The 22978-nt window shown below is 35.8% G+C and carries 22 protein-coding genes; 20 read left to right on the forward strand and 2 right to left on the reverse strand.

Annotation, left to right across the window (positions count from 1 at the left end; all coding sequences use genetic code 11):
* From nspC to AAFN87_RS00280, 3 genes are all read left to right on the forward strand, one after another.
* Complete coding sequence (nspC, locus tag AAFN87_RS00270; protein ID WP_347788988.1) at window positions 1-1128, forward strand: carboxynorspermidine decarboxylase; 1128 nt, start codon at window positions 1-3, stop codon at window positions 1126-1128.
* 258 nt (window positions 1129-1386) lie between these two features.
* Window positions 1387-3564 (forward strand): bifunctional diguanylate cyclase/phosphodiesterase, encoded by a 2178-nt coding sequence (locus AAFN87_RS00275; protein ID WP_347788989.1) that lies wholly within the window; start codon window positions 1387-1389, stop codon window positions 3562-3564.
* Window positions 3565-3664: 100 nt separating this feature from the next.
* Complete coding sequence (locus tag AAFN87_RS00280; protein WP_347788990.1) at window positions 3665-4186, forward strand: SRPBCC family protein; 522 nt, start codon at window positions 3665-3667, stop codon at window positions 4184-4186.
* Between the two features lie 265 nt (window positions 4187-4451).
* Here the strand turns inward: AAFN87_RS00280 and AAFN87_RS00285 are convergent, their stop codons facing one another.
* The gene (locus tag AAFN87_RS00285) at window positions 4452-5153 is read right to left on the reverse strand and encodes a TerC family protein (RefSeq protein ID WP_347788991.1); all 702 of its coding nucleotides are present in this window, start codon (window positions 5151-5153) and stop codon (window positions 4452-4454) included.
* Window positions 5154-5382: 229 nt separating this feature from the next.
* On the opposite strand from AAFN87_RS00285, the gene AAFN87_RS00290 reads away from it, so the two are divergent.
* The 16 genes from AAFN87_RS00290 to AAFN87_RS00365 all read left to right on the forward strand — a co-directional run bounded on the left by AAFN87_RS00290 (window position 5383) and on the right by AAFN87_RS00365 (window position 19013).
* A complete protein-coding gene (locus tag AAFN87_RS00290; RefSeq protein ID WP_347788992.1) occupies window positions 5383-5901 on the forward strand; it encodes a sigma-70 family RNA polymerase sigma factor in 519 nt (172 codons plus the stop codon).
* Window positions 5894-7090, forward strand: coding sequence for a hypothetical protein (locus tag AAFN87_RS00295; protein WP_347788993.1), 1197 nt, complete (start codon window positions 5894-5896; stop codon window positions 7088-7090). Before AAFN87_RS00290 ends, AAFN87_RS00295 begins: the two co-directional genes overlap by 8 nt.
* Window positions 7091-7635: 545 nt before the next feature.
* A complete protein-coding gene (qoxA, locus tag AAFN87_RS00300; protein ID WP_347788994.1) occupies window positions 7636-8559 on the forward strand; it encodes a cytochrome aa3 quinol oxidase subunit II in 924 nt (307 codons plus the stop codon).
* A gap of 79 nt (window positions 8560-8638) precedes the next feature.
* Window positions 8639-10582: a cytochrome aa3 quinol oxidase subunit I gene (gene qoxB, locus AAFN87_RS00305; RefSeq protein WP_347788995.1), complete on the forward strand. Its 1944-nt coding sequence runs from the start codon at window positions 8639-8641 to the stop codon at window positions 10580-10582.
* Complete coding sequence (gene qoxC, locus AAFN87_RS00310) at window positions 10582-11181, forward strand: cytochrome aa3 quinol oxidase subunit III (protein ID WP_347788996.1); 600 nt, start codon at window positions 10582-10584, stop codon at window positions 11179-11181. Before qoxB ends, qoxC begins: the two co-directional genes overlap by 1 nt.
* Complete coding sequence (qoxD, locus tag AAFN87_RS00315; protein WP_347788997.1) at window positions 11181-11462, forward strand: cytochrome aa3 quinol oxidase subunit IV; 282 nt, start codon at window positions 11181-11183, stop codon at window positions 11460-11462. The genes qoxC and qoxD overlap by 1 nt, the downstream gene beginning before the upstream one ends.
* Window positions 11463-11730: 268 nt before the next feature.
* On the forward strand, window positions 11731-12120 hold the full coding sequence (locus AAFN87_RS00320; RefSeq protein ID WP_347788998.1) for a hypothetical protein: 390 nt from the start codon (window positions 11731-11733) through the stop codon (window positions 12118-12120).
* A 135-nt stretch (window positions 12121-12255) separates the two neighbouring features.
* Window positions 12256-12729, forward strand: coding sequence for a GNAT family N-acetyltransferase (locus AAFN87_RS00325; RefSeq protein ID WP_347788999.1), 474 nt, complete (start codon window positions 12256-12258; stop codon window positions 12727-12729).
* Between the two features lie 21 nt (window positions 12730-12750).
* On the forward strand, window positions 12751-13293 hold the full coding sequence (locus tag AAFN87_RS00330; protein ID WP_347789000.1) for a ribonuclease FAU-1 family protein: 543 nt from the start codon (window positions 12751-12753) through the stop codon (window positions 13291-13293).
* Window positions 13294-13414: 121 nt separating this feature from the next.
* Window positions 13415-13606 carry a hypothetical protein gene (locus AAFN87_RS00335; RefSeq protein WP_481886443.1) on the forward strand — a complete coding sequence of 64 codons (192 nt, stop codon included), beginning with the start codon at window positions 13415-13417 and terminating at the stop codon, window positions 13604-13606.
* 211 nt (window positions 13607-13817) lie between these two features.
* Window positions 13818-14321, forward strand: coding sequence for a DUF4358 domain-containing protein (locus tag AAFN87_RS00340; RefSeq protein ID WP_347789002.1), 504 nt, complete (start codon window positions 13818-13820; stop codon window positions 14319-14321).
* Between the two features lie 6 nt (window positions 14322-14327).
* Window positions 14328-15713: an MBOAT family O-acyltransferase gene (locus tag AAFN87_RS00345; RefSeq protein WP_347789003.1), complete on the forward strand. Its 1386-nt coding sequence runs from the start codon at window positions 14328-14330 to the stop codon at window positions 15711-15713.
* Window positions 15714-15727: 14 nt separating this feature from the next.
* Window positions 15728-16897 carry a DHHW family protein gene (locus AAFN87_RS00350; RefSeq protein WP_347789004.1) on the forward strand — a complete coding sequence of 390 codons (1170 nt, stop codon included), beginning with the start codon at window positions 15728-15730 and terminating at the stop codon, window positions 16895-16897.
* 223 nt (window positions 16898-17120) lie between these two features.
* Window positions 17121-17546 carry an SRPBCC family protein gene (locus tag AAFN87_RS00355; RefSeq protein WP_347789005.1) on the forward strand — a complete coding sequence of 142 codons (426 nt, stop codon included), beginning with the start codon at window positions 17121-17123 and terminating at the stop codon, window positions 17544-17546.
* Window positions 17543-17866 (forward strand): ArsR/SmtB family transcription factor, encoded by a 324-nt coding sequence (locus AAFN87_RS00360; protein ID WP_347789006.1) that lies wholly within the window; start codon window positions 17543-17545, stop codon window positions 17864-17866. Before AAFN87_RS00355 ends, AAFN87_RS00360 begins: the two co-directional genes overlap by 4 nt.
* A gap of 331 nt (window positions 17867-18197) precedes the next feature.
* Window positions 18198-19013, forward strand: coding sequence for an SDR family NAD(P)-dependent oxidoreductase (locus tag AAFN87_RS00365; protein WP_347789007.1), 816 nt, complete (start codon window positions 18198-18200; stop codon window positions 19011-19013).
* 814 nt (window positions 19014-19827) lie between these two features.
* Here AAFN87_RS00365 and AAFN87_RS00370 read toward each other — a convergent pair.
* Complete coding sequence (locus AAFN87_RS00370) at window positions 19828-21093, reverse strand: BaiN/RdsA family NAD(P)/FAD-dependent oxidoreductase (RefSeq protein ID WP_347789008.1); 1266 nt, start codon at window positions 21091-21093, stop codon at window positions 19828-19830.
* 266 nt (window positions 21094-21359) lie between these two features.
* On the opposite strand from AAFN87_RS00370, the gene AAFN87_RS00375 reads away from it, so the two are divergent.
* Window positions 21360-22970 (forward strand): putative polysaccharide biosynthesis protein, encoded by a 1611-nt coding sequence (locus AAFN87_RS00375; RefSeq protein WP_347789009.1) that lies wholly within the window; start codon window positions 21360-21362, stop codon window positions 22968-22970.
* Window positions 22971-22978 lie beyond the last annotated feature (8 nt).

Below are 22978 nucleotides of genomic sequence, written 5' to 3' on the forward strand. Positions count from 1 at the left end.
ATGAAGTTTGATCAATTACCAACACCTAGCTATGTTGTAGATGAGGGTTTAATTGAAAAAAATCTTCAAATTTTGCATGGTGTAATGGAACGTACGGGCTGTAAAATCATTTTAGCGCAGAAAGCTTTTTCAATGTTTTCGATGTACCCATTGATAGGCAAATATTTAAGTGGTACAGCAGCGAGTGGCTTATATGAAGCGCGCCTTGGTTATGAGGAAATGGGCAAGGAAAATCATGTGTTTTCACCCGCATATCGCGAAGATGAAATTGATGAAATAATTTCGCTATGCGATCATGTTGTTTTTAACTCATTTGCACAAGTAGAAAAATACGGTGCCAAAGTACATGCAGCAGGTAAAAGTGTTGGCTTACGTATTAACCCAGAATGTTCAACGCAGGAAGGTCAAGAAATTTATGACCCTTGTGCGCGCGGCTGTCGTTTTGGGGTAACATTAAAGCATTTTAAACCAGAGCTACTAGGTCAAATCGACGGTATTCATTTCCATACTTTATGTGAACAAGATTCAGATGCATTAGCGATTACACTTGAAGCAGTAGAAGAGAAATTCGGTCAATGGCTACCGCAAATGAAGTGGATAAACTTCGGTGGTGGTCATCATATTACACGTGATGGTTATAATATCGAACTACTTGAACAATGCATTACACGGATGCAGGAAAAATACGGGCTTGAAGTATATTTAGAGCCAGGTGAAGCAATTGCTTACCGTGCTGGTTTCTTAGTGACAACTGTTCTTGAAACGTTAGAAAACGGAATGGAGCTTGCGATTTTAGATACATCTGCGTCTTGTCATATGCCAGATGTGTTAGAAATGCCGTATCGCCCACCGCTACAAAACTCAAGTAAAGTAGGCGAAAAACCATATGCCTATCGTTTAGGTGGACCAACTTGCTTAGCTGGAGATGTTATTGGTGATTATGCATTCGATACACCATTAAAGCAAGGCGACCGCTTAGTTTTCGAAGATATGGCCATTTACTCAATGGTGAAAAATAATACGTTTAACGGCATGGCATTACCAGCGATTGTCATTCAAGATGCAACAGGTGAATGTCGAATTCAAAAGCAATTTAGCTACGAGGATTTCAAAGGTAGATTGTCTTAAATGAAAACCATGTATACGCAAAGGACTGCGTATACATGGTTTTTTAGTTTTATACATTTGTATCTATTTGTATCCTAGATAAATAGGTGATTTGAACAAATGCTTTATTGTTATCTATTGACATTAATTAGGATAATAAAAGCCTATAATGTAAATTTATATAATAGACACAAAACGAAACTTTTACTAAACATTAGTATGGTAATATAAATATCAATAGGGTATTTTTGTAATTTATTAAGTGGGAGGGAGAGGAGTATGATGAAGAAAATCGATGAACATAGTTTTTATTTTAGAAATCCAATAATATTTGTAGTAATTTCCGCAATTATATTAACAGTAATTTTTATGTTTAGCGAACAGTTATATGGTATTTTTGGCATGGAAAATTACACTTCATTACATTTATTAATTGAAATTTTTATCATCGTAGCAGCTATGTCAACTGCTCTGCAAATATGGGCTACATCGAGATATAACCTCACGAACAAAGTAGTATATTTAAGTTCGCTCTTTATGTTTATTGGCATTATCGAAATTGCACATACACTAACGTATAAGGGGATGCCGTTTTTTATTTATGAAGGGGACCCTTATATGGCAACGTGGTTTTATATGATCTCCCGTTTAGTTTTACCAATAGGTTTAATATTTATTTTTACTATTAAAGTAAAACGTGTGAAAAATAGTTTTAGACTAGCTATTTGGACACTAGTTAGTATTGGTATGGGTGCGGCGATTTATATTGTCTATTCACTAGAGACTATTTTGCCGCCGTTAGTAGACGAAAATGGAACAACATTTTTGAAAAAGGCATTACAATATGTGGCGATGCTTTTTCAATTTTGTTTTATTCTTATCGTCCTAAAAAAACATAAATTAAATAAAAAGAAGAATGTGTATTATATATTAGCGTCTGTTTGTTTAATTATTAGTGATATATTATTTACTACATATAATGATGTTTACGATATTAATAATTTTATAGGACATTTATTTCAGCTAGCAGCTTTTTATATGCTGTTTCAAACAGTTTACTATATCGCCATTGAACATCCATTTCGCGAAGTGTTATCAGCAAAACAGTCCTTAGAAAAATCGGAAGCAGCGATGCAAAAAATGGCTTATTTTAATGAATTAACAGGGTTACCGAATGGTCGTTATTTTATGGAGCAGCTAAAAAACAAGCTTAATAAAAATGACAACACGAAAATCATATTAGTAATTGAAATTGATCGTCTGTCAATGATTCAGTCAACACTTGGCTCGCGTTATTCTGATAAGCTAAAGCAAATTGTAGCAAGAAGGATACGCCAAGCATTGCCAGAAGACTATGTAGTTTTCTTATTAAGAGAAGAGCAGTTTGCTGTATTAATAGAAGAAAGTATAACTGAACATCAACTTCAGAAAATTGTTCAGCATTTACAAGAAGTTATGAAGATTCCATTTGAAATTCAGCATTTTTCATTGAATAGTCGGTTAAATATTGGAATTGCCCAATATCCGAAAGATGCTCTAGATAGACATGATTTATTAAAGTATGGACAATTTGCGATGTATGAAGCTAGAAATACTGTCGAACATGCATTGTTTTATGAGCCTGCATTGACAGAAAAACGATCAGAACGTATTTCACTAGAAAATGATTTACGCCAAGCTATTCAAAATAATGAATTATTTTTAGAATATCAGCCGCAGCTTCATTTGAAATCGGGAAAAATTCAATCGATGGAAGCGTTAATTAGGTGGCAGCATCCTGAAAGAGGTTGGATTTCGCCAGGCGAGTTTATTCCGATAGCTGAGGAATCAGGCTTAATCATTCCTATTGGTCAATGGGTGTTAAAAACAGCCTGTGAACAAGCGAAAAAGTGGCAGGAGAAAAATATATATGGAAAGGTTGCCGTGAATTTGTCTCTTGGTCAGTTGTTACAAGAGGACTTAGTTGACTATGTCCGTTCCATTTTAGAGGATACTCAATTAAATCCTAGCTATTTGCAGCTTGAAATTACAGAAAGTATGACGATGAATATGCAATCAGTCACATTGGTCATTCAACAACTGCAAGCATACGGTATTACAATTGCAGTCGACGATTTTGGTACAGGTTATTCCTCGTTATCATATTTAAAGGATTTCCCACTGGACTGTTTGAAAATTGACCGCAGCTTCGTTTGGCATATCGACCAAAATAAGGACGGAGATGCACTTGTATTAATGATTCTTTCGATGGCGAAGCATTTGAAGCTTAAAGTTGTTGCAGAGGGCATCGAAACAGAGGAGCAGCTCGCATATTTAATGCAAACCGCATGTGATCAAGTGCAAGGATTTTTAATTAGTAAGCCGTTAAAAGCTGAAGTTTTGGAAGAGTGTTTCAATGAAATAGAGGAAAAGGCACAGCAATTATTAAGCAAATTACAGCCACAAAATATAAAATAAAATGTGAATATTTCGAAACCCTAACCAAAGCTTTTTTTATATGAAAAAAGGTGGGGTGTACTCATTTATAGTAATTTTGAAGTGTGGCAACGAGAGACTTATGATAGTTTCCTTACAATACTTTTTGTGCAATAATATTATCGTAGATGTATTTCATTTAACGATAATAGAAGAAAGTAGTGGAATTATGGCAACAGCAACACATTCAGTAGAAATCCCAGTAAGCATCGATACAGTTTGGAACTATGTTAGTAAAATTGATAAATGGGCTACATTAGTCCCTGCTTATAAAGAGTACGAGCAAGTTGATGATAAAAAATCAATTTGGACATTCGAAGGAAATATGAAGGGCATTAAAAAAACCGTAAAAATGGAATTAAACATCGTAGAATTTAGTGAGCCCTCAAATATTAAATTTGAGTTAAAAGGCTTAACTGAAAACTTCACGGGTAGCGGTCAATTTACTGCTGAAGAAACAGCTGGTAAAACAACAATGACAGGTACTGTAGAAGTAAATGCTGGCGGTCTTACAGGCGCAGTACTAACACCAATGATTAAAATGGTTTTACCGAAAGTAACGACACGTTTAACAGAAAAAATCGCACGTCAAATACAAGCTTAGTAAATGGTAATTAAGGGCAAACGTAAACGTGATTTGTTCGACATTAAATAGGATAGAAAGAAGCCAATTTTATAAAGATAAATCTCGATTAAATTGTCTTTAAATATGTTAAATGGTTCAACTAACTATTAGTAGGTTAAAGTCCTACTAATAGTTAGTTGTTTTTTTATAGTCTATCGAAAGCGCAAGCAAGCATTCAAAAAACGGAACCACGTAGATAACCACATCAGCTATTTACATGCAAATTCTATCATATAGATTTCTATTATTTTGGAACGGCTTTACTTTTACTTTTTATTGCTGCTTCTTGTTTTAATCCTTTTATAATCGACCCTACTAAGAGGACGAGCAATACTAACATTATTTCAAATAAATATATTTGCTGCTGATTCGCAAAAATAGGTGCCATATAGGTATCTTTGGCAATCATTTTAGATGCTGTCCATACTAATACACCAGCACCTATTGTAATAATAAACGGAAACCTTTCTATTAAACGAATAACGAGAGTACTACCCCATACGACGATTGGGATGGAAATCATTAATCCGAATATAACTAATAAGATATTCCCATGTGCTGCTCCTGCGACGGCAATAATATTATCCATTCCCATTAAAATATCTGCTATAAGGATTGTCCATAATGCTCCCCAAAAGCTCCTGCTCTTTGATTTTACTTCATGCTCTTCGTTTGTTAGTAATAATTTAAATGAAATATATACCAATAAAATTCCTCCCGCTAGAAGAAGGCCATTTAATTCAAGCAGCTTTAGTGCTACTAAAGTTAATAAGATGCGAACTAATAGTGCCCCTATAGTTCCCCATAAAATTACTTTTTTCTGTTGATGCCTTGGTAAGCTTTTTGCAGCTAGCCCTATAAGTAATGCATTGTCTCCAGCTAGTACTAAGTCAATCATAATAATTGACAGTAAACCAGTAAAAAAATCTGTTGTCATTACATCCATTATGTATTACCCCCATAAGTCACAATTTTTTGGACAACTGAAACTCATTTAATATATGTGATGAACACGGTTTTCAGAAGTTTAGTTATGTTTGAAGATATAGTGGCTGCAAGAATAGATGCGAATACTTTAACTATTTACGTATACGAAATATTTTTTTCATATCAAATGAAACTTTTCTACTTTATGATGAGTCTAACTACAAATTTATTAAAAGGAGCGTGTGCATGTGAATGATCGTGACAGGTTATTAACTGAAGCGATGGATACATATAGTGCTTATTTGTTGCAGCTTATTTATACATACGTACGTGACTGGCAAACGGCAGAGGATCTAACGCAAGAAACATTTATTCGCTATTACCGATCACTCGCAAAATTTCGCGGGGACGCATCGGTGAAGACATTTATATATCGTATCGCAGTAAATGTATGCCATGACTATTTAGCGAGCTGGAAAAATAAAAAAATCTATGTATCAGAGTTATTCCAAAAGCTATTAAAAACAAATGCTACACCTGAAACAGAGCTGGTACATAAAGATGAACAACAGCAACTTGTTTCAGCAATTGAACATTTGCCGACAAAATACAAGGATCCGCTTGTACTATTTCATTTTGCTGAGCTGTCTTTGGAAGAAGTGAGCCAAGTGTTGGCACTGCCACTAAATACAGTGAAAACAAGATTGCGTCGAGCAAGACAAATGCTTGGTGTGACGCTAATAGAAGGAGGAGAGGTTGATGCATGATCCGATTCGAAATGCATTAAAGGAAGCCTATAAGGAACGTGTTTTTTCAGAGGATAAAAAACAAGAAACGCTAGAAAAAGTGAACAATAAGAATAAAGCATGGCTACCGTTTTCCGTTACGGTGATTGTAACTTGCTGTGTATTAATTTTGACGTTTTGGCTAGTACGTGAACCTATTACTGAAGTCGTGATTTCCTCCGAGCAAGCACCGCATACTGTTGAAGATATATATATGGAGCGTTGGCATGAATTTATGACTATTGTAGAAAATGAACGAAATGAGCAGGCGACATTAACGTATTTAGCGAAAAGTGATTGGTTACTACAGCGTGCAATTGAAAGTGGTCATAGTGTATTTTATAGTGCACCCACATTAACAGATGAAGAAAAGCGATCATTAATAGAATTGCTCCATTATATGTATCAATGGGTTGAGAGACCAAATCGTTTAATTGATTTTCCGCAAGTTGAAACTTTTGATGAATTAACTAAACAAGCGCCGCAGTTACTTGGACATTTGCGTGGTAAATATAAAAAACAACCTATATTAACTGTTGAAGAACAAAAAGCACCGAAGCTACGTTTATTTTACATGAAACCTGAAGAGATCATTAGTACGCTAGTGTTCTTTGGCATTTTTGCACTATTACTATATAGTAACTGGACGAGTAAGCGGAATTATTTCTTTGCTGCAATTCAAGTAGGGGTTCTATGTTCAATACTTTTGGTAATGTTTATGCCTAGTAGTGAAAAATACGCGTTTGATGAAACGACATTATTACAGCAGTCTATTCCAACATTTGACGAGCCAACGATTGATCCCACTGTTGCAAAGCTTTCAAGTGCCTCAACTTTTGGAGATGTTCGCTTTGCATTAGTTGATTTAGGAAATGGAATACATGGATTAGCGAAATTTTATAAAAATCATATTGGCTATGCATGGTCAGGGTCACAGTGGGGGAGACAAAAGATTTTCACTGATTGGGTACAAGGTGTTCCAGGCCAGGTAATTGCAGTACAGCAAGGGCATGGCGTGAGCCGCATTGATTTAGTAGAGGAACAAACTAAGCGTATCCTTTCGATTGCATTAGATCCAGATGAAGCCGCTATTTATTTTATTGGAGTGCCAGAAGATTTTCGTTCCTATCAAATGCTGTATTATAGTAAAGATGGTGTGAGAATGCATTAACTTGAAGTCGGTATCTATTTCGATACCGGCTTTTTTTATTGTCCAACACTATACTGAAATAACCAATATTATGTAATATGATAAAAATTTTCTTTTTTATTATTATACTTACATAATATTGATGTGTATCCAATTTAGCCATTAATTCATTAGAATTCTTCAAATTAATCCCTGAAAGATACCTTTCTAATACTACTTTTTTTGTGAAAATGCAATAGTGAAATTAATGAAAAGCATGATGAAACATAGAGATATTACGAAATTAAGTCTGAATTGTGAAGTGCTGATTTCATTTATTAATTTGTCGGATCCGCGAAAACGCAGCGTTTGCAACGTCTATATAGTGTTTACTTGAAAATTGCAAGTTTAAATAATATTGAAATAACTATTATATGTTCAAAAAAAATTCAAAAACTATGTATTAAACTATTAAATAAATAATGTTTTTGTTTGTTTTTGATTTTTTCAGGCGTATAATCCAATTTGCAAACATAGAAATGCAATCACATAGGAGCGACATATCGCTTACTAGAGAGGAGTAAACCATGAAGAAAAATTCACGTATAGCGGTGTTGTTTTTCAGCTTAGTCGCGCTGCTTGCAGGATGTGAACCAGTGATGGTACTAAATCCTAAAGGCCCGAACGCTGAAACACTATCAAATACGATTATTTTATCTATTGTTACAATGGCCTTTATTTTATTTGTTGTATACGTGCTACTGGCATTTATGCTAACTAAATATCGTGCTTCTAAACAGCCAGCAAATTACGAGCCACCACATGAAGAGGGCAGTCATGTACTAGAAATTATTTGGACAGTTATTCCGATTATTATTGTAGCGTTTTTAGCAATTGTTACTGTAAAAACGACGACTACGGTAGAAAATACTCCGGAAGGCTATGAGGCAGAGCCACTTGTAATTTATGCATCATCTTCAAACTGGAAATGGCATTTTAGTTATCCTGAGCAAGGAATTGAAACAGTTAACTATGTCAATATTCCAACTGATCGCCCAATCGAATTCAAACTGTATTCATTCGGTCCTATCACGAGTTTCTGGATTCCACAATTAGCAGGTCAAAAATATGCGATGAGTGATATGTTAACAACTATTCACCTTGCAGCAGATGAGGTTGGTTCTTATATGGGCCGTAACTCAAACTTTAGTGGACGTGGATTTGCTGAGATGGAGTTTGAAGCACAATCTATGACACAAGCAGACTTTGACGAATGGGTTTCGGATGTGAAAGCAAACGAAGAACCATTAACTGAAGAAAAATTTAATGAGCTATTAGCAGCTGAACACGTAGGTCGTTCAAGCTACTCATCTACTCATTTAGACTTTAGTCCACCACCAATGGAACATGGTGACATGGATATGGATGGCATGGATCATGGTGATATGGACATGTCAGATGAAGAAATGGATCATTCAAATATGGACCATTCAAACATGAATCATAAATAGGTAGACCATTTATACTTCACACAGAAGTTTCGAATCAACACATTCACACAAATTTTATAATCTGAAAGGAGCGCATCCTATGAGCATGGAAGAACTATTCCATCCAATGCAAGAACCGATGATTTTAGGGGCAGCTATTAGTATCGTTGTCGGTGCAATTGCTGTCGTAGCAGGTCTTACGTATTTCAAAAAGTGGGGCTATTTCTACAAAAACTGGTTATCAACAGTTGACCATAAAAAAATCGGTATTATGTATATCGCCGTAGCGCTTTTAATGCTATTCCGTGGTGGTATTGACGCACTTCTATTACGTGCGCAAACTGCAGTTCCGGATAACGGACTTTTAAATGCACAACACTACAATGAAATTTTCACAACACATGGTTTAATCATGATTTTATTCATGGCGATGCCTTTCGTTATTGGTTTAATGAACATCGTTATTCCATTACAAATCGGTGCACGTGACGTTGCCTTCCCACGTCTTAATGCTGTCAGCTTCTGGCTATTTGCAGCAGGTTGTGGCTTATTAAACCTATCATTTATTCTTGGTGGGTCTCCAGATGCAGGCTGGACTGCGTACTTCCCGTTAGCGAGTACAGAATTTAGTCCAACTGTCGGAAACAACTATTATTCTTTAGCTTTACAATTATCAGGTATTGGTACGTTATTGACTGGTATTAACTTCATTACGACAATCATTAAAATGCGTGCACCTGGTATGAAATTAATGAAAATGCCAATGTTTACTTGGTCTATTTTAATCACAAACGTTATTATCGTATTTGCTTTCCCAGTATTAACTGTAGCTCTTGCACTAATGATGTTAGACCGTCAATTTGGCACACAATTCTTTACAATGGCTAATGGTGGTATGGATATGCTTTGGGCCAACCTATTCTGGGTTTGGGGACATCCTGAGGTTTACATCGTAATCCTACCTGCCTTCGGTATTTTCTCAGAAATTATCGCAACATTTTCACGTAAAAACTTATTCGGTTACAAATCAATGGTAATGAGTATGGTTGTTATCTCTTTACTATCATTCTTAGTATGGGCCCACCACTTCTATACAATGGGTCATGGTGTGATGGTAAACAGTGTATTCTCTATTACTACGATGGCGATTGCTGTACCGACAGGGGTTAAAATATTCAACTGGCTGCTTACAATGAGGCACGGTAAGATTCAATTTACAACTCCGATGCTTTATGCACTAGGTTTTATTCCAATCTTCACAATTGGTGGGGTAACAGGGGTAATGCTAGCGATGTCAAGTGCTGACTATCAATATCACAATACGATGTTCTTAGTTGCCCACTTCCACTATGTATTAATTCCAGGTACTGTATTTGGTGTACTTGCTGGTTACCACTACTGGTGGCCAAAAATGTTCGGTTTCCGTTTAAACGAAAAATTAGGTAAATTAGGTTTCTGGTTTATCGCTATTAGCTTTAACGTAACATTCTTCCCATTATTCATCTTAGGATTAGATGGTTATGCTCGTCGTATGTACACATACTCAGAGTCAACTGGTTACGGTCCATTAAATATGCTATCGTTTATCGGTGCACTTGGTCTTGCAGTCGGCTTTGCGTTAATCTGTTATAACATTTATTACAGCTGGAGACATATGCCACGTAATGAAAAGTCAGATATTTGGGATGGTCGTTCTTTAGAATGGGCTACACATTCTCCAGTACCTGAATACAACTTCGCAGTGGTACCAACTGTTACACGTTTAGATGAATTCTGGTTTGCGAAAAAAGAAGGTCGTGATATTACGGCTGGTAAATATGAAAAAATCCATATGCCAAACAATACTGGCGCACCATTCTGGATGAGTGGCTTCTTCTTCCTTGCAGCATTCTTCGCTGTATTCAGTTTATGGGGCTTAGCTATCGCAAGTATGATTGTTGTATTTGGCTTTATGGCGTATCGTTCGTTTGAAAATGATCACGGTCATTACATTTCTGTTGCAGAGATCGAGGCAACTGAAAAACGATTAAGAGGTGAGAAATAATGAAAGTTGATACTTCACTTCCTCTAGAATATAGTACTGAGGAAAATCGCCTGAAAATCTTCGGGTTCTGGGTATTCCTAGGTGCAGAAATTATGCTGTTTGCAACGTTATTTACAGTTTATTTTGTCCTTGAAAATCGTACAGGGACAGGTCCTAGCGGAGCACATATTTTTGAAATAACACCTGTTTTATTAGAAACATTTCTATTATTAACGAGTAGTTTTACGATTGGACTTGGAATTCATGCAATGCGTCTTGGTCGTAAAAATGCAATGATGACATTTTTCATCATTACACTTTTATTAGGTTTAGGGTTTTTAAGTATTGAAGTTTTTGAGTTTGTTACTTATGTTGGGGAAGGTGCAACAATTACAACAAGTGCATTCCTTTCAGCATTAATGACACTTCTTGGAACACACGGTGCACACGTAACATTTGGTACATTCTGGGGATTAGCTATTTTAATCCAAGTAGCAAAACGTGGATTAAAACCAGAAACAGCAAATAAAGCGTTTATCTTCTCGTTATATTGGCATTTCTTAGACGTTGTTTGGATTTTCATTTTCAGCTTCGTCTACCTGAAAGGAATGATTAGCTAATGAAAGAATTATTCCCGAAACAACATGTGATGGGCTTTGCCTTCTCGTTACTTTTAACTTTAGTAGCACTTGCGGTATACGCTTTTGATATGTCGTACAACCAAGCGTTTGCAATATTATTAGTAACTGCAATCGCACAAGCTACAGTTCAACTTGTACTATTTATGCATATTGGTGAATCTGAAGACAAAAAAACTTTGTATACAACAATTCTATATGCAGTCTTTGTAGGGGTAGTTACAATTCTAGGATCATTATTCGCAATGATTTGGGGCTACTAAAATAAAGTAAATAAATAGTGTAATAGAGGCGTCTCATTAATTTTGAGACGCCTCTTTATTTTGTGATGAGAGAGCTGTTTAAATAAGTCGATTAATTTTCTGTATCTAAAATAATAGATTTTCAAAAATCCCTAAGTATTATGTACTTACTCGGGAAAATCTGATATATTACATTAGGCTTATAATTTTGAAGCAAGTCTTTTCATTATTGCTGAAAACTCTTGTTACTATAAAATGAAAAGTGCTTGATAAAAGGTGGAGTAATAAAATGAACTATAGATGGTTGGAACAAATAACAATAGGCGATAAAGTTGTTGCTATTACAAAATCAAATCGAAAAGTACATAAAACATATGATGTATTAACAGTAACGCAAGTGAATACATTTGGGCGTATTACGCTTAACAATGGTGTTGTCATTGATAAAAATGGACGTGAGCGGGGAAAAGGCAGTGCACTAGGGACACCACGAACAACATATCATGAATTTACTCCAGTTATGCAACAAGAAATAGAAACTGCGAGTAAGGTTATTGCTGTAGAGCATTTAATCCACGAAGTTGATGGCATAGACTTAGCAAAACAAAGCATTGGCTCACTCGAAAGTATTGAACTATCATTATTACATATTTTAAATCATGTGCGCCGTACATCATAAAAAAAGGAAGTAGTTCGTTTTTGCGAACTACTTCCTTTATTTTTTTGAAAGCACTATTTGGTTGTAAAATGGTAATTGAAGCTCCAGGATATTGTATAATTAAAAAAATCTTAATTTTCTGGAGGTTTTACTATAATGAAAGTAAATATAATACAAGCTACTTTACAGGATTTTGAAAGGATCAATGAACTTGTGAAAGAAGGTCATGATGAACATGTCGAGGCATTGCCGCATATTTTTAAACCAGTGCAGCAAGTAATGCCACTTTCATATTTTCAAGAATTAATGAATGATGCACATAGTGAAATTTTCGTAGCGAAAGAAAAAGAAGAAGTAGTTGGTTTTGCAGTACTTAGCTTAGAACAATCTCCTCCATTTGAATCGCTAGTGCAAAGAAAATATGCATATATTCATGACTTCGGTGTAAAAAATAATCAACAAAGAAAGGGCATTGGGAAATCTCTTTTTACTGCCTGTGTGGATTGGGCAAAATTACATGACGCAGCAAGTATTGAGCTCAATGTATGGTCCTTTAATGAAAAAGCCATTACCTTTTACGAAAATCTAAATATGCAAAGTGTGAGTAGGAAAATGGAATTAAAACTTTAATAGAAAGAGGCGAGCAATGATATGTTAAAAAAACGTTTTGTTACGAGGGAAGGCTGGGCAAGGATAGAACAACGTGACTTTTACCAGGACTATATTTCAGATGAATCTTTCAAAGGCTACATTGCGTTATTATGCTTAAATAAAGTGAAAGTACCATTATGGACTACTCATGCAAATAAAAGAACTTGTATCGTGAATGATGGTTATTCATGGTTGCAGCAATTACCAGATAATGAGCATTTTGCTGTTACAACAATGTTTAACGAACACAATGAAATCATTCAGTGGTACATAGATATTACGACACATAATGGAGTGGAAGATGGTATTCCGTATATGGAGGATTTATTTTTAGATTTAATAGTACTGCCATCGGGAGAAATTATTAAGAAGGATTTAGATGAAATCGAGGAGGCCTTTAATGACGGAATTATTGACCAAGCTCAATATAATTTAGCTTTTGATACATTCAATCGCATTTATGAAGAATTAACAGAAGGTAAATTTCAGTATTTGACGTTAAGCGAAGGGCATAGAAAAATGTTTATGGAAAAAGCCATTTAAGTGAGGTTTTGAAAGAAATAAAGCAGGTTTGTATGAGTTGTTTAACTAAATTTTTTTACAGTTTTCTTATGTGTTTGAGTAGGCATAATAAATGCTAAAATGGATACTTTAAATATTGGAGGTGATCCTTTTGGCGAAAGAAAACAATAAAAAAAATGGATTAGACCGAGAAGAATACGGATATGGTTTTGATATTAGCGTCGATGATTTAGGTGTAATCGGACAAAACAACAAAGCGAAAAAACAACATGATCATGAAAACAAAGAAAAGCCACAAAGCAAAAAGAACCCGTCAACCCTCAATAATAACTAACGACAAGTACTGCGGATAAAAAATCTGTAGTACTTTTTGATTTGAAAATTTGATAGTACATACATTTCATTCGAGCATTTTACTTGAGAGATGAAGCATACTACTCGCGTAAATTTTAAAAATTGAAAATATAAAATTCCGTGTAACGTTATTAGATATTTGCCGTCTAATACCTTTGTAAGTCAATTATTTAACAAAAGGAGAGTTTATTATGAAAAAAATGATGGTAATTATGTTAACTATGGTGTTAGCTATGGTGGTGTCAGCTTGTTCTAATGACAACGCTTCTACAACTGATGATAAAACTACGACAATTGAAGCAAGTCATTCTGCAAAGGAAATGACTGAGCAAATGGTGACAGAAGTTGAGCAACCCGCACTAATGGAATTAACGGAAAAGGATTTATTAAATCTATACGGTTTAGATGCTACAAAACTTGAAGATTTTTCCGTTCGAATTCCAATGATGAATGTAAAGACAAACGAAATAGCCATTTTTAAAGTGAAGGATGCAAAAGATGTTGCTGAGGTTGAAGCAGCTGTAAAACAACGAGCAGAAAATGTCGCGAAGCAATTCGAGCATTATCTTCCAGATCAATATGAAAATGCAAAAAATCACAAAATAGTAACAAAAGGTAATTATGTATTGTTTGTAATTTCTGACCAAGCAGATAAACTAATTACAGTTTACGATCGCTTCTTCACAGAAAAATAAACCGTTATGGTATTTAGTAGCCTTCTTTTCCTATTCATATTTTTGCCGGCAGTTTTAACGCTTTATTATTGTGCGCCAAGAAGTATTAGAAATCTAATTTTATTTATAATGAGCCTTGTGTTCTATGCATGGGGTGAGCCGGTTTACATCGTAATTATGTTAGTGTCTACGCTTATCGATTTTTGTTTCGGTTTACTACTTGATAAACCGAACATGACCTCGGTAAAAAGGAAGGGCATTGTAGCATGTTCTATTATCGTTAATCTTTTGCTGCTATCTTATTTTAAATACGCTGATTTTCTAATTCAAAATGTAAATGCGTTAATCGGTACGAATATCCCTTTAACGGAACTTCCTCTGCCAATAGGAATATCGTTTTATACGTTCCAATCGATGTCTTACATAATAGATGTATATAGAGGAACAGCTAAAGCACAGCGGAATTGGATTGACTTCGGAACTTATATATCTTTGTTTCCACAATTAGTGGCAGGGCCAATCGTGAAATATGGCACGATTGCTGAACAACTGCAGCATCGTTCAGAAAGTATGAAAATGTTTGCAGAGGGGGTTCGAAGGTTTATAATCGGGCTAGCGAAGAAGGTGCTACTTGCCAACAATATTGGCCTACTTTGGGACACAATATCAAACTCTAATCCAGAGTCAATGCCAGTGTTAACTGCTTGGCTAGGTATCATTGCATTTGCCTTTCAAATTTATTTTGATTTTAGTGGATATTCCGATATGGCTATTGGACTTGGCCTCATGTTCGGTTTCCGATTTAACGAAAATTTCAACAAGCCATATATAGCGCAGAGTATTACTGACTTCTGGCGCAGATGGCATATCTCGCTAGGCAGTTGGTTTCGCGAATACGTGTATATTCCACTTGGAGGCAATCGCCGAGGATTAGCCATCCAAATGCGTAATATCCTAATTGTTTGGATGCTTACAGGGTTGTGGCATGGAGCAAGCTGGAATTTTATATTATGGGGATTGTATTTTGGAGTCATTCTATTATTTGAAAAATGGTGGGGGCTATCATTACTTCTTCGCCTACCACGTTGGCTAAGACACGTTTATGCAATCATACTCATTCTAATTGGGTGGGTGCTGTTTGCATTTGACCAGCCTTCCATAATTATTGATTATTTAGCTGCTATGTGGGGGTTCAATGGTCAATCGCTTTGGAATAATGAAACAATATACTTTTTTTATACTAACGCGGTGCTACTCCTAGTATTGCTCATCGCTTCTTTACCTAGGAAGCAATGGTTAAGAAGTAATGAAATGTCGTTACTTCATCTTGTTTGGTATGGTTTTCTCTATTTTCTTTCAGTAGCTTATTTGGTAGATGCAACGTTTAATCCATTTTTATATTTTCGTTTTTAGGGAGGTAGATGATTATGAAGCAAAAAACGGAGCGATTATTAGTATTTGGATTTGTAGGTACGATGTTTTTAATTGCTCTACTTTTTTTCATTTTACCTCATCAACGTTTCTCAGAACTGGAAAATAGGTATTTACAATCTACTCCACAACTAACTTGGGAGAATTTATTATCTAAGAAATTTGCCGAAGAGGCAGAAAGTTTCATTACGGACCACTTTCCTTTTCGGGATAAGTGGTTGTGGATCAAATCAACTTCTGAAAAATACCGCTTGCAACAAGAAAATAACGGCATTTATTACGGCAAAGATGGCTATTTATTTGAAAAATTTTTGGAGCCGGATTATACAAAGGTTCAGCAATATATAGATTCTGTAAATCGATTCGCAAGTAATCATCCAGAAGTAAATATGACTTTCATGCTGGCACCCACATCGATCGGACTTTATCCGGAGCGGTTACCATGGTTAGCGCCGTCGTATCCTCAAAAGAAGGTAAATCAATTTATCGGGGATCATATGCACAATGATATAAACTTTATGAATGGCTTTGATTTCTTAGAGCCTCATGCAACTGAACCCATTTATTATCGGACGGATCATCATTGGACAACATATGGAGCTTATTTGGCGTATGTTGCTTTTGCAGAGCAGCAGGGATGGAAACCATATTCACAGGAAGATTTTCTAATTGAAACAGTAAGTAATTCATTTTTAGGGAGCTATCATACAAGAAGTCAGTTTACTAATTTAACACCGGATACAATCAAAGCTTACATACCGAGTGATGCTGTGTTTACTGAGATGTATATCTCGGATGTAGATCAAACAATGACAAGTATGTATGATGAGAGCTATCTTACTAAGAAGGATCAATATTCCTATTTCCTAGGTGGGGTCCATGCGTTGATGAAGCTTACTACTAAGCTTGACACTAAGCAGATTGAACAAGATAAGATTCTTGTCATTAAAGACTCGTACGCTCATAATTTTATTCCATTCCTTACAAGACATGTGTCAGAAATTCATGTCATTGACCTTCGCTATTACAACGGTAGCATTACTAGTTATTTAACCGAGAATAATATTAAAGACGTGTTGTTTTTATTTAACACAGCTACTTTAGTTGACGATACCTCGCTGTTGAAACTAAATACTCAAACTTCACACAGTGAAATTGGCAAATAAATTTTAAAATAACTAAAAGCAGATAGTCCGTTAATGAACACTTCGATGTCGCATGCATCTCATAAATTAGAGTGTGCAATCTGTGCTGAATAACGCTATCCAAAGTTACTCATTGTTCTTACTGTGATATTTTGTTAGTAAAAATTCACAGTGACATATAACCATAAGGTGTTATATATTTATAACACCTTATGGTTATACTTTTATTAAAAGGAGTTTTTTTATGACTGAGCAATTACAAGATATCGTAAAGACAATTACATTAAATGCATCGATTGAAAAGGTGTGGGAAAGAGTAACGGATGCAGAGCAACTTGCTGGGTGGTTTATGCCGAATAATTTTAAGCCTATAGTAGGGCATGAATTTACAGTGCAATCACCATTTGGACCATCACCTTGTAAAGTTGAACAAATTGATGCTCCTTATTTTGTGCGATTTGCTTGGGACACAGATGGTTGGTTTGTGACATTTGAGCTAAAAGAGATAGGTGAGCAAACCGAGTTTACATTAACACATGGTGGCTGGAAGGAAGCTTCACATATTGTACCGAAAGCAAAAATAGCCTCTGAAGCTGTTCATAAAAATATGGACGGTGGATGGACTATGATTGTCGGGCGAAAACTAAAAGAGGCTGTGGAGGCAGAGTGAGTCAATCGGCTGAAAAGTACGATATTTTCCTAGCAATAGCTGATCCGACAAGACGACATGTGCTACAGCTTCTTACTGTGAGCAATAAATCAATCGCAGCAATTTCGCAGCATTTTCCCATTAGCCGAACAGCTATCGTAAAGCATCTGAAAGTTTTAGAACAAGTTGAACTCATATCCGCACAAAAAAGTGGTCGCGAGAAAATTTACACATTGCACGCAGAGAGACTAAAAGAACTCGAAGACTGGTTACAATACTTTGACTTGTTTTGGCATAATAAATTAGGGCAGCTACAAAAGATGGGCGAGAAGGTCCTATAAATGACTATACATGCATAAAAAGCTGTCAATATGGCTTGTATTAAAGCTTTATCTCTACAAAGGCATGTATAACGCATATACTAATTCACCTGTTGATGAAAATACTGAAAGTGAAATTTCACCCATAAAATGTCAATAATTGTTTTCTTGAAAATTGCGGGAACCTATAATTATGATAAAAATAACTTTTTTTAGTGCTTTATAGTTTTAAAATTGATAGATTAGTGATAATCTATAACTGCAAAGAAAATAAGGTAATAATGAATTCTGTATGATAAATTTTGTCATTACATAATCCATGTTACTCGTATTAATATTGGAGGCATTTTTTATGAAACGTGTAGAAAATAAAGTAGCTTTAGTTACAGGTGGCGCATCAGGTATTGGTTTATCTGCTGCTACGTTATTAGCAAAAGAAGGCGCAAAAGTTGTAATTGCCGACTATAATTTAGAAGGTGCAAAAGAAGTTGCAGAATCTTTAGTAAAAGAAGGTTACGAAGCTTCAGCAGTATTCCTTGATGCAACCGATGCAAAGACAATCGAGGCAGCTGTTGATTTTACTGTTGAACAATATGGCACTATAACAGTTCTATATAATAACGTTGGTGGAACAAATATTCATAAAGATTTAGATGTTGTAAATATGGATTTAGATGAATGGGATAAACTGGTGAATATGAACTTAAAATCAGTATTACTTGGTAGCCGTTATGCTATTCCACATATGCAAAAAGCTGGCGGTGGTTCAATTATTAACACTGCTTCAATGGCTGCATTTGCAAGTGACCAAATCCGTACTGCTTATGGTACAACAAAAGCAGGTGTTGTTCAATTAACGAAATATATTGCAACTCAATACGGTAAAGATAATATCCGTTGTAATGCAATTGCACCAGGTCTTATTTTAACACCAGCTGCAAAAAATAATATTCCACAAACAATGATTGATATCTTTACAAAATTTAACGCTCTTCGTTACCACGGTGAAGCGGACGATATCGGTTATGCGGTAGTTTATTTAGCTTCTGATGAATCTAAATTCATGACTGGTCAAACACTTCAAATTGAAGGCGGCCATTACCTAGCTAACCCAACAATTGCTGATACAAATATTTGGGCAGAATCTCAAAAAAATAAAGAAGCTTAATTTTTTGTTTCAACATAAAAAGAGTCATAAAGGCTATAGTGCCTTTACGACTCTTTTTTATATACTCGAATTGACTAGAAGTAAATAATGAAAAGGTGAATTGTCGAGGGCATTAAAAAATCCATATAGTTTCACATTTGGAGCTATTCTAGAATTAATCTCCGAATAACTCATTTTAAAAATGTAGTTCTCCAGTTGTTTTCCGAAGCTTACCGCTCGCTTTCCGCGGGCGTAGGATTTAGCCTCCTCGCCGCAAGCTCCTGCGGGGTCTAAATTTCTCCGCTATCCCGCAGGAGTCGAGCGGACGCTTCTCCAAACAAGACAAAGTGTCGCAAAATCCCTCTCCTCTCCGCTAAAATAATATGCAGATGGTGCTCATGGTGATTTCAAATCAAGAAACACTCAAATTAAGCCAGTTAATGGATATAAAAAAGTCAACTTGAATACTTCTAAAGTCATCAAAAGAAATGCCTATGGTTTTTGAAAGTATGAACATTTTAAAGAGAAGATATTAATGAATTATGTATATAAAAATGTAGGAGCGCATCTTGGTTATAAAGATTACGTTGATTGGAGCTCCGGGTAGCCGACTTCTGCGGGAACAGCACGGGCGGAAAATCCATTTTTTCGGGATTCATTCCGAAAAAATTAGTTGGAGCCGTGCCCGCGAAAAGCGCGCTGCCCGGAGCGGAAATCAACATCTTTCGCAAGAAAGAATGCAGTGAAATTATTCACTACACCCCAACATTTGAATTTGAACCGTTTTTTTATATTGGAGTTTAGCTGATTAGTCTATTGTAGTCGCCGATAACTACTAAAACTCGGCAGAAAAACTCCCAGCACTCATCCCAGCAATTCGACCTGTTACTAATGCGGATGTAATATTATAACCACCTGTATAACCATGAATGTCTAGTATTTCACCGCAGAAATAAAGACCTTGTTTTTTCTTAGAAGCCATAGTCTTTGGTTCAATTTCTTTGACCGACACGCCGCCACCTGTGACAAATGCTTTTTCGAGTGACTGTGTACCGTGAACATCCATTGTGAAGCTTACTAATTCACGCGCAAAGCTACGAATTTTCTCTTGTGACAATTCAATTCCTGTAAGTGAAGCATCAATGTCAGCACGTTGTAGTAAAAATAATAGCCAGCGTTCTGGGACTAATGACTTCCATAAGTTTTTCACTGCTTTTTTCGGCTCAGCTTTAATTGTTTTATTTAACATTTGTAAGCAAGTTTCTTCATTGTAATCCGTCAGTGATTGGATTCGAACTTGTACAGGTGCACCGCCGTTTTTCTTACGCTCCTTCACAATAAACTGGCTGCAGCGTAGTATAGCAGGACCACTTAAGCCGAAATGCGTAAAGAGCATATCCATTTGATGTGTTACGAGCGGCTTCCCTTTTTTATTGAGTACTGAAACTGCTACGTTACGTAATGCCAGTCCTTGTAGCTCGCGTGATTGGATAAAAGGCTCCTTTGAAGTGACGGGTACTTCAGTTGGATATAGCTCTGTCACGGTATGCCCTGCACGTTCAGCCCATGGATAGCCATCACCTGTTGAACCTGTTTGTGGCACAGCTTTTCCTCCTACAGCAACAACAACTGCTTTTGCGCGGATTTCAGTCCCGTCTTGTAGGCGTACGCCGTAAATTTTTTCATCATCTATTAATAGTTTGTTAACAGCTGTGTGAAGTCTTACTTCTACATGCAATTTTTTTAGTTGTTTTTCGAGTGCATCTACTACGTCTTGTGCGCGGTTCGATACAGGGAACATACGCCCGTGATCCTCTTCTTTTAAAGCAACACCTAAGCCTTCAAAAAAGGAGATAATATCCTCATTGTTGTAAACTGTAAACGGACTAAATAAAAAACGACCATTACCAGGGATATGCTTGACTATTTCTTCTACAGGTAGACGATTTGTTACGTTACAACGACCACCACCGGAAATGGCAAGTTTTTTTCCTAGCTTTCCGCCTTTTTCAATTAATAATACTTTTTTATGTTGTTCTGCAGCGGCAATTGCGGCCATTAAACCTGAAGGCCCACCACCAATTACGATAACATCGATCATATATCTTTACTCACTTTCTCTTACTTAAAATTAGCGTACTATATTTTTTTCATAAGTTCTATTATACACAAATAGAAGAAACTATTTGAGTTAATGGACTTACACATGTAAACTAACAATTAGAATTAATTTATTGAAACGCTCTTGATGCAAAAACGTCGACTATTAAGGTCGGCTTATTTGTTGTGAGGCTGTGTTAAGCATATATTTCAGTTATATTGCTATAACTGTTTGCATGTTATTTTCTTATAGATTGGAATGTTTTTATGTCTTCATTAATGAAAGGGACTGCGATTTTAACAATCGGGTTATTTTTATCAAAGTTATTAGGTCTAATTTATATTTTCCCGTTCTATGCTATTGTTGGTGAGGAAAATATTGGTCTTTATCAGTATGCCTATATACCATATTCAATCATGTTATCGATTGCACTTTCAGGATTACCACTAGCTGTTTCAAAATTTGTATCGAAGTATAATGCAATAGGGGATTATGAGGCTGGTCGAAAATTAGTCAGAACAGGTACATTAGTGATGATAGCTACAGGGCTTTTATCGTTTATAGCGCTGAATTTACTAGCAGAACCTATTGCACATACTGTGATTAAAGATGATGAACAAATGTATAGTGTGGAACAAATTGCATCTGTTATCCACTGGGTAAGTTATGCATTACTAGTTGTGCCTTTTATGAGCTTAATACGTGGGTTTTTCCAAGGATACGGTCACTATATGCCGACTTCAGTATCACAATTAGTCGAACAAATAGCACGTATTGTTGTCTTGCTTGGTGGATCGTTTGTCGTTGTTGTTTTACTTGACGGCCTTCCTGAAACTGCTATTAAGTTTTCGGTGTTTGCTGCATTTATTGGGGCACTTGGTGGTTTAGTTGTTCTTTATTATTACTGGAAAAAACTCAAACCAGAGTTTAATGAGTTGCGAATGCAATCAACAACTACACAAAATTTATCGTATTCGGCGATTTATAAAGAGATTATTACGTATTCGATTCCTATCGTCTTTGTAGGTGTTGCGAATCCATTATTCCAGCTTGTCGATATGCTCACATTTAATGGTGCGATGAGCTCAATAGGATTAGCGAGTGTAACAGATACTTATTTTTCGATGCTCAACTTTTTAACGCATAAAGTTGTTATTATTCCGGTAATGCTAGCGACAGGTTTTTCTATGGCGCTTATTCCGACGATTACAAAATACTATACTCTTGGAGAGTTTAATGCGCTGCGCGGTGCGATGGATAAAACATATCAAGTATTATTATTTATCACGATTCCTGCCGTTGTAGGGATTATGATATTAGCTCCAGATATTTACCACGTGCTATATTCAGAAAGTGAAATGGGCGCAACAGTACTTGCACATTATGCTCCAGTAGCGATCTTGTTTGCGATGTTCTCCATTACCGCTTCTTTATTACAAGGGATCAACTATCAAAAATGGATTGTTTTTAGCTTATTAACAGGTTTATTAGTAAAGCTAGTATTAAACATTCCACTTATTAAACTAATGGAAGTAGACGGAGCTATTTTAGCGACTGCACTTGGTTATATTGTGACATGTACGATTAATATCGTTGTTATTCATAAAACATTGAACTACAATGCAAAAGTGGCAATGCGTAGAATAATATTAATTTGTATTTTGTCTATTTTTATGGCAATTGCTGTACTTTTAGTTTATTTCTTATTAACTAAAATAGCGCCAGCAGAATCTAAAGTATTAGCACTTGTGTACGTAATCATTTGTTCTGGGGTAGGAGCGAGTGTTTATGGTTACTTATCACTTCGATTAGGGCTAGCGCAAAAATTACTCGGTGCGCGCATAACAAAAATCGCGAAAAAATTAGGATTTGAATAGGAGAAACA

Origin of the sequence: Solibacillus sp. CAU 1738, from assembly GCF_039888725.1 — a bacterium.
Classification (GTDB): Bacteria; Bacillota; Bacilli; order Bacillales_A; family Planococcaceae; genus Metasolibacillus.